Source organism: Staphylococcus coagulans (genome assembly GCF_002901995.1).
GTDB classification, from domain to species: Bacteria; Bacillota; Bacilli; order Staphylococcales; family Staphylococcaceae; genus Staphylococcus; species Staphylococcus coagulans.
Map to the genome: position 1 here is coordinate 2062 of NZ_PPQN01000112.1, position 6925 is coordinate 8986.

9 protein-coding genes are annotated in these 6925 nt (G+C 30.0%); 3 read left to right on the forward strand and 6 right to left on the reverse strand.

All coding sequences use genetic code 11. The features are described from left to right. Positions 1 to 174: 174 nt before the first annotated feature. The 4 genes from CD118_RS11540 to CD118_RS11555 are packed head-to-tail and all read right to left on the reverse strand — an operon-like array spanning position 175 to position 3144. On the reverse strand, positions 175 to 1392 hold the full coding sequence (locus tag CD118_RS11540) for a S8 family peptidase (protein ID WP_169925615.1): 1218 nt from the start codon (positions 1390 to 1392) through the stop codon (positions 175 to 177). Then, positions 1392 to 1595, reverse strand: coding sequence for a helix-turn-helix transcriptional regulator (locus tag CD118_RS12425; protein WP_103356739.1), 204 nt, complete (start codon positions 1593 to 1595; stop codon positions 1392 to 1394). Before CD118_RS12425 ends, CD118_RS11540 begins: the two co-directional genes overlap by 1 nt. 21 nt (positions 1596 to 1616) lie before the next feature. Beyond that, complete coding sequence (locus tag CD118_RS11550; RefSeq protein WP_103356740.1) at positions 1617 to 2309, reverse strand: ABC transporter permease; 693 nt, start codon at positions 2307 to 2309, stop codon at positions 1617 to 1619. Further along, positions 2299 to 3144, reverse strand: coding sequence for an ABC transporter ATP-binding protein (locus CD118_RS11555; RefSeq protein WP_169925617.1), 846 nt, complete (start codon positions 3142 to 3144; stop codon positions 2299 to 2301). Before CD118_RS11555 ends, CD118_RS11550 begins: the two co-directional genes overlap by 11 nt. 720 nt (positions 3145 to 3864) lie before the next feature. Here CD118_RS11555 and CD118_RS11560 point away from each other — a divergent pair. The 3 genes from CD118_RS11560 (at position 3865) to CD118_RS12260 (ending at position 5106) form a co-directional block, all read left to right on the forward strand. Further along, positions 3865 to 4521: a Mu transposase domain-containing protein gene (locus tag CD118_RS11560; RefSeq protein WP_240621941.1), complete on the forward strand. Its 657-nt coding sequence runs from the start codon at positions 3865 to 3867 to the stop codon at positions 4519 to 4521. Positions 4522 to 4531: 10 nt separating this feature from the next. Beyond that, positions 4532 to 4936: an ATP-binding protein gene (locus tag CD118_RS11565; protein WP_240621943.1), complete on the forward strand. Its 405-nt coding sequence runs from the start codon at positions 4532 to 4534 to the stop codon at positions 4934 to 4936. Positions 4937 to 5037: 101 nt separating this feature from the next. Next, positions 5038 to 5106 (forward strand): ATP-binding protein, encoded by a 69-nt coding sequence (locus tag CD118_RS12260; RefSeq protein ID WP_240621945.1) that lies wholly within the window; start codon positions 5038 to 5040, stop codon positions 5104 to 5106. A 712-nt stretch (positions 5107 to 5818) separates the two neighbouring features. Here CD118_RS12260 and CD118_RS11575 read toward each other — a convergent pair. Together CD118_RS11575 and CD118_RS11930 are read right to left on the reverse strand one after the other, a co-directional pair. Beyond that, positions 5819 to 6649, reverse strand: coding sequence for a LytTR family DNA-binding domain-containing protein (locus tag CD118_RS11575; protein WP_103356743.1), 831 nt, complete (start codon positions 6647 to 6649; stop codon positions 5819 to 5821). 20 nt (positions 6650 to 6669) lie between these two features. After that, a partial coding sequence (locus tag CD118_RS11930; protein WP_142380882.1) for a lanthionine synthetase LanC family protein occupies positions 6670 to 6925 on the reverse strand: 256 nt, incomplete at its 5' end.

Below are 6925 nucleotides of genomic sequence, written 5' to 3' on the forward strand. Positions count from 1 at the left end.
TTTTTTTACATCTAATCAGAGCTTTTTTAGCGAAGAGGGCAGGAATTATGTCCCAGCCCCTGATAGGCTAGGCTAGCAAGCGAAGCGCGGTAGAATTCTCTTTTTTCTGTGGCCGTATTCTTGACATAGTTCCAAAATAACTCTTTATACAGCTATTCCCCTACATCACATGAATTATTTTATTTTTAACAACCCATATCCGGACTTATAATCCTTTCCATTTTCTTCGATATCCAATGCATTATTATACAATTTTTTCTCAATTTCACTCGAATTAAGAGTCGGATTTTCATATTTCAATCTTACTAAAGCAGCAGTTACCTGCGGGGTAGAAAGGCTAGTTCCATAATTTAATGAATACCCCTTTTTCAAACCTAGCGCCTTATCAACTATATTTTGTTCTAAATATTCTGGGAATTTTGTTATTATCATATCCTTCACATTAATATTTTGATTTTTATCAAAGTCTTCTCCAAAATATCCTCCAGGAGCAACAATATCTAAGTTTTCTCCGAAATTCGAATAATTTGCTACCTTGTCATTCTTTAAAGTACTGCCTACCGTTATTACATCTGGGTGTCCCCCTGGTAAATGTCTATTATTATTATTTAGCAAGTTTCTTCCATCATTACCCGCCGAAGTAACTATCATTGTACTATGTTCATTTGCGTATTTAATAGCCCTATCATACAGATCTATTATCTGTTTATCTTTCACATTATTAACGTCTTTATATGTTCCTAAACTAATGTTTATAATATCATTTACTTTACTGGCTTCTACTATTGCTTCAATAATATCTGAACTGTCACCTTGATCCTTATCTATTACTTTATATACAGAAATACGAGCATTAGGTGAAATTGTGTTAATCATATTTGCTACCATCGTACCATGGCCAGTTTTATCTCTTATATCATTATTATTATCAATGAAATTTTTTGAGTTCTTAGCATCTATGTTTACACTATTAGCATCTATACCACTATCAATAACACCTACTTTTATAGAGGAATAATCTTTTTTTCCTATATCAGCACCCATGATTTTCCTGATAAACCAGTTATAATCTTCAAATTCCTTCTCTAAAAGGGAGTTAGTAGAAACTTTTATTGACTCACCATTCGATTTTATTATTTTCTTGTATTTTTTTAAGATAATACTTTTACTTCCAATATCTGAATCTGAATTGTAGATAAATAAAGAGTTTATCTCTTCTATATATTTTACTGAGTAATTATTTGCCTTTAATTCTTGAATAAATCTTGATATTTCTCCTTTTGACGATTGCTGATTAAAATTCACTATTTCCTCTTTTCCGAAAACTTTATTATTTGACAGCAATATAAGCAAGAAGAATGCCAGTGACGCTACAAAAAGAATTTTTCTCATCATAAATCCCCCTTCATGTATCTATAAACAATTCCAATTTTAATTTGTACATTAAGCTTTCTAGCTAACTGCCGCAATTTATATTCTATTGCTGCTTCTGAATAACACAATTTGCTAGCTATCTGCTTATTGGTAAACTCTAAACATATCATTTCAATTATCTTTTTATCCTCTGTTGAAATCATACTAATACAATCCCCCATTGTTTAAATAAAACTGATTAATTACTTATTAATAATCACTCTTCTGTAAAAATAATAATTTAAAACCGTAACCAGTACAGACCATAATACAATTAAGCTAATTGATAAAAATAAATTAGTGTCGTTAATAAATAGAGCATACTGTTGTGCAGAAGGAAGATACCTAATTGCATATAACCATTCATTATACTTAAATAACTGATCATATAATACTGGCAAAGTAACAAAAACAAATACAGGGATAAATAAAAGATTCACTTGTGTTATATTTTTAGATACTAAACCAATTAATATGCCTAAAAGTACTGAAAAAACAATCATCAAAATAAGTAATACCAATTCTGTAATATCGCTGTGTAAATCTAAATCTAATAAAAAGTAACACCCCATAAAATAATTGAACACGCCAATCAATATAGGTACTATAGATTTGCCAACTAAAATCTCAATAAAAGATGCAGGAGACATTATTAAAGCTTCTAACGTCTTATACTCTTTTTCTTCTGCTATCGTACTTGCCAACACTAGGATTATTGAAAAAACATACGTACCACATAGCGTTAAAAATAACTCTATATCCGATGCATCTTCCCCAACATTAAAATAAATCAAAATTGAAAACAGAATGGGCATACATGCAGTTAAAAAAAGGTAGTTATTTTTCTTTATTTCTAAGTAGTCTTTCTTAAATATAGAAAAGATTCTATTCACCATATCTTTCTTCCTCCGTTTTTTTAGTCATTTCAATAAAATTATTCCTCAAAGTGTGTTGATTCACATCTATATCTACAATTTTTTCATCCCTCATAATCCCATGCAGGTAAGCATTCAAATCATCACTTTTCGTTATTTTATACTTCTGTTTTTTAGTTTCAATAACTATTTCCTTATTCTTTTGCAATATCATTGCAGTATTACCACTCAACTTTATTTCTCCATGATGCAGAATAGAAATCTGATCACACAGTTTTTCTGCTTCCTCCATATCATGAGTAGTTAGAAATACTGTCGTGCCGCTTTCTCTTATATTTTCAATTAGTCTGTGTATTTTTTCAGTAGTTTTAGGGTCTAAAGATGAAGTTGGCTCATCTAAAATTAGCAATTTGGGTTTATTAATTAAAGCTATACCAAGCAACACTCGTTGCTTCATACCTCTGGATAAGTTCTTATATACTTCATTTCTTTGATCATAAAGCAGCAATTCTTTCATAAGCCATGTTGCAGTTGATTTTTCAACTTTATATAAGCTAGAAAAAAAGCTTATATTTTCTTCTATGGTTAATCTAGAATATGCTGAACTAGCATCACTCATTATCCCTACATTTTCCTTGAAACTTTTCTGTGTCAATTGATCTTTGTTGTGGTTCATTATAAGTAAGTCGCCTGAAAAGTCGTTTACCTTCCCAACCATTATATTAATAAGCGTCGTTTTCCCTGAACCACTCGGACCTAATAATCCATATATAACACCTTCATCAACTTTTATATCTACTCCTTTCAATACAAATTTATTTCCAAAATTCTTCCGTATATTTTTTAGGGTTATCATTTTATTCACTCCTTTGCCAAACATCATAATGCAATTTAAGCAAAAATTTCATATTTTTAGCCGAATGGTGGTTAAATCATTCCGAATAGAGCCCAATAATTAAGGGGTAAGTCTGAATTCCCTCTTATTTTTGATTTTTTGATAATAGAAGTAACAACAGTAACTAATAAAATCACTTTTCTTTGTAATGAAATGAAAAAAGAATTCAAACATATTAGATGATATGGTTAAGATGCTATAAGAAATTATAGATTAGTTGTAAATGACGGTTATAAAATGTAGGAAAATGGCGGAATGAAAATACTGTTTTTCCTACATTTTTTAGTTTCTAAAATATATAATCATGTCTTAACTCAATCTTTGAATGGAGGTTGTTTGATTGAGAATTGATATATACGAAGGTCATGAAAGGAATAAAACCAATTTATACTGAGCTGGGTAGACAGTATCATTGCGACCCAAGAACAGTCAAAAAGGATTACGAAGCTGGAAAAGAAAATGAGTTAGAAAGAATAAAAGCAAGGAAAACGACGAAGAGAGTATCAAAATTAGAACCGTATAAAACGCTCATAGACAAAAATTAGAGTTAGGTTGTACGGCTATGGCGAATTATAAATATATTTCTAAAAAAGGATATGAAGGCAAGTATACGATTCTGAGAGAATATTGTAAGAATAAGAAAGAACCGGAGGCGTTCCTAAGGAGATATGGTTTGAAAATATGAAAACGGTCGTTGATTGTCCTAGAACGCAATATAGAAAAGTTGTATTTAACACCCTTTTCCATCAATTTAGTAAAGATGCAAACTTTGAACCCATCGCGTGTAGGCCTTATAGACCACAAACCAAGGGCTCTGTTGAATCTTTAGCTAAATTTGTGGAACAGCGTTTAAGGCCCTACGATTATGAATTTTATGACGCTGTTGAACTTATCAGTCTTGTCAATCACTTTTGTCATGAAATGAACCATAACGAAATGTCCCAAGCAACTGACTGCTATCCCATTGATTTATTCAATTCTGAAGAAAAACATCTATTGAACCCGTTTAATGTGCAGTTATTAGACACCTATGTCGAAGATGAATGCATTCGAATCGTTTCTAAAAAGTCGATGGTTAATTTTAGAAAAGGTAAATATTCAGTACCTACAAAATTTATTGGAGAGGAGGTTCAATTAATCTTTAATGAATTGACTGACGAGTTATCAATCTACTTTGATGCCGAGTTAATTAGAACGCATCATTTATCGGAAAAGAAATTCAATTATGTTACCGATGATATGTGTGAGATCTTGAAGTCTCATGTACTCAAGCATAAAGACGATCAAGAAATTCTTAGTTATATCGAAGATTCATTATTAAAATATGACGAGGTATAGGAGAACAGATATGTATACAGACCATCAAAAGCTATTAGAAAACTTTCAACAGCTCAATCTAAAAATGATTAAAGACTATTATCCGAAGTATTTAGAATCACTATCCAAGAATCAAAAATCTTTAACTGAAATTTTACTTGAGTTGACGGAAAAGGAAGTAGAATATCAAGCTGAACAAAAATTTAAACGCGCTATTAAGTTAGCACGTTTCCCTAAGATTAAATATTTAAGTGACTTTGATTTTACGTTTCAACCAAGTATTAATAAACAAGAAATACTCACATTAAAATCCATGCATTTTCTAGAGAAGAAAGGAATAATCAATAAAACTTTAAAACAATTAAACAAAATTGAACTGCTTATCATTGATGAGATAGGCTATCAAAAGAACAAGCAGATCTCTTCTATCAATTGATGTCACTAAGGTTATGAAATGAAATCCACAATCATTACGACGAATATCCCTTTTCTAGTTGGGGGGATTCATTTAGTAACAAAATAGCGTCAGCACCCATTATTGATAGACTTATTCATCATTCAAAAATATTTAAGATTACAGGGGGCTCTTACCGACTTAAAGACTAAAAAAGTGAAAAAAGTTTAAACATACGTCATTCTTAAACCGCTAAAAAACGACATTTTCAAACCGCTATTGACAATGGGCTAGGCAAACAAGCGAAGCGCGGTAGAACTCTCTTTTTTTCTCTCCGTATTCTTGACATAGATCCACACCTTACTATTCAAAATGATTTATATAACATTGATGTAAGAGGCGAAAAATGCTTTCTATGCTATTGTACAATGCTTATAAGGTATTCTATAAGCAACGCTCCTCCCACCACTAATATAATAAAAAAGGAACTCAATGTGTTTACATTCAAACCTATCAACTTATTCTTTTTTATACTTAAAGCCCATTTCAAGCTAATATAATTTAGAAATAAACCTGTAATAAACATCAAAAAAGCCAGTTTAGCCACAATATAAACCAATAGAAAATAATACGGCATTGATATTATGATAGAAAAGTAATAATAGTTTGAAAATATGATATTGTAATTAGAATATAAAAAACCATTGCCACTTTGTATATCTCTCTTCTTTATAAAAATCGGAATAAAAAAACTATTGAAGAAGAGCATTATGATCCAAGTAGAAACTACAACAATATCGTCCATAACATTTAGTACATAAGTAATGAAAAATATTGCATAAGGAGTTAAAAAACAACCTAAAGCATTCATTGATGAACACATATTTAACATATTTTTTTTAAGAAGTTGAAAGAACATCATTATCACCTATTTTTTTGATGTATTGATTCTTTAAATGCTTTTAATCTATATTTAGATAAAGGGATATTATAATTACCTATTGAAATTTCATAACTAGATTTAGATACTTGAGTAAGTTCAATAGCATAATTCAAATTTGCGAGATAACATCTATGCGTTCTAAAAAACGAACCTAATAATTCTTTTTCTAAATTCTCTAATGTTGTTTTAATACGAACTCTATCTTCATTTAATTGTGCGTATATTATAGAATTCACAGATTCAAAAAACACAACGTCCTCTGGAGAAAAAAAGATTGTATTTTCAGTGTTCACTGACATCCCATTTAAACTTTTCGTAATTATTAACTCATTAGTTAACGGTTCCGAAAAGTTCAGTGTTTTGTATTTTCTGAGATTCTCGTTTGATAAATCATCAACAAAAATAATGTATTTTTTTTCTTTTAAAGACTGCCCAACGTCTATTATTTCATAAAAAGATGGATCGTTTATAATTTCACATGTAGGTGTTGTCAATATGACAATATTAGAATTTAATACCAAGTTAAGATAATAAGCTGTACTTGTTGAATTGATTGGTATACATTCCTCGATTTTCTTCTTTATTGCTTCGTTTTCGTTATTCCAAACTAACAAAAAGTTGATATAACTTTTCACTCCCATACCTGGAAGAGTTTGTATAATTGGATCAACATTAGTTGAACAATCATAATTTTTTAATATATATTCAATAAAGCCTCCTTCATTTCTACGAGGAGGCTTTACAATAACAATACTATTATTTTTCATAGCATGTTTAACTTCATCAAGATAGATATCCTTATCTCTTCCCATGTAAAACACTTCCTAATTCCTTAGATAAGGTTAATTATATCCTGGTTTATGTGACGTTTCAATGCGTATAAAAATCCTGCTTTGCCTAGTAACAAATTCCAAGAATCGATGTTATTAGGGAATCCGGATAAAAAAGTATCTAAATCCAATATATGTGAAATTATCCTATTTTTTTCATTAGTTAAATCATTAAAACCTAGTTCTTCTAAAATATTGCTTGTTTCAATAAAACCGCTGGCACCATTACATATAGAGTGATTATCAAAATAATAATGT

What these genes read in the sequence shown, in the direction of transcription:
- CD118_RS11540 (WP_169925615.1), bottom strand. Translation starts at nt 1,392, where the DNA reads ATGAGAAAAATTCTTTTTGTAGCGTCACTGGCATTCTTCTTGCTTATA.
- CD118_RS12425 (WP_103356739.1), bottom strand. Translation starts at nt 1,595, where the DNA reads ATGGGGGATTGTATTAGTATGATTTCAACAGAGGATAAAAAGATAATT.
- CD118_RS11550 (WP_103356740.1), bottom strand. Translation starts at nt 2,309, where the DNA reads ATGGTGAATAGAATCTTTTCTATATTTAAGAAAGACTACTTAGAAATA.
- CD118_RS11555 (WP_169925617.1), bottom strand. Translation starts at nt 3,144, where the DNA reads ATGATAACCCTAAAAAATATACGGAAGAATTTTGGAAATAAATTTGTA.
- CD118_RS11560 (WP_240621941.1), top strand. Translation starts at nt 3,865, where the DNA reads ATGAAAACGGTCGTTGATTGTCCTAGAACGCAATATAGAAAAGTTGTA.
- CD118_RS11565 (WP_240621943.1), top strand. Translation starts at nt 4,532, where the DNA reads ATGTATACAGACCATCAAAAGCTATTAGAAAACTTTCAACAGCTCAAT.
- CD118_RS11575 (WP_103356743.1), bottom strand. Translation starts at nt 6,649, where the DNA reads ATGGGAAGAGATAAGGATATCTATCTTGATGAAGTTAAACATGCTATG.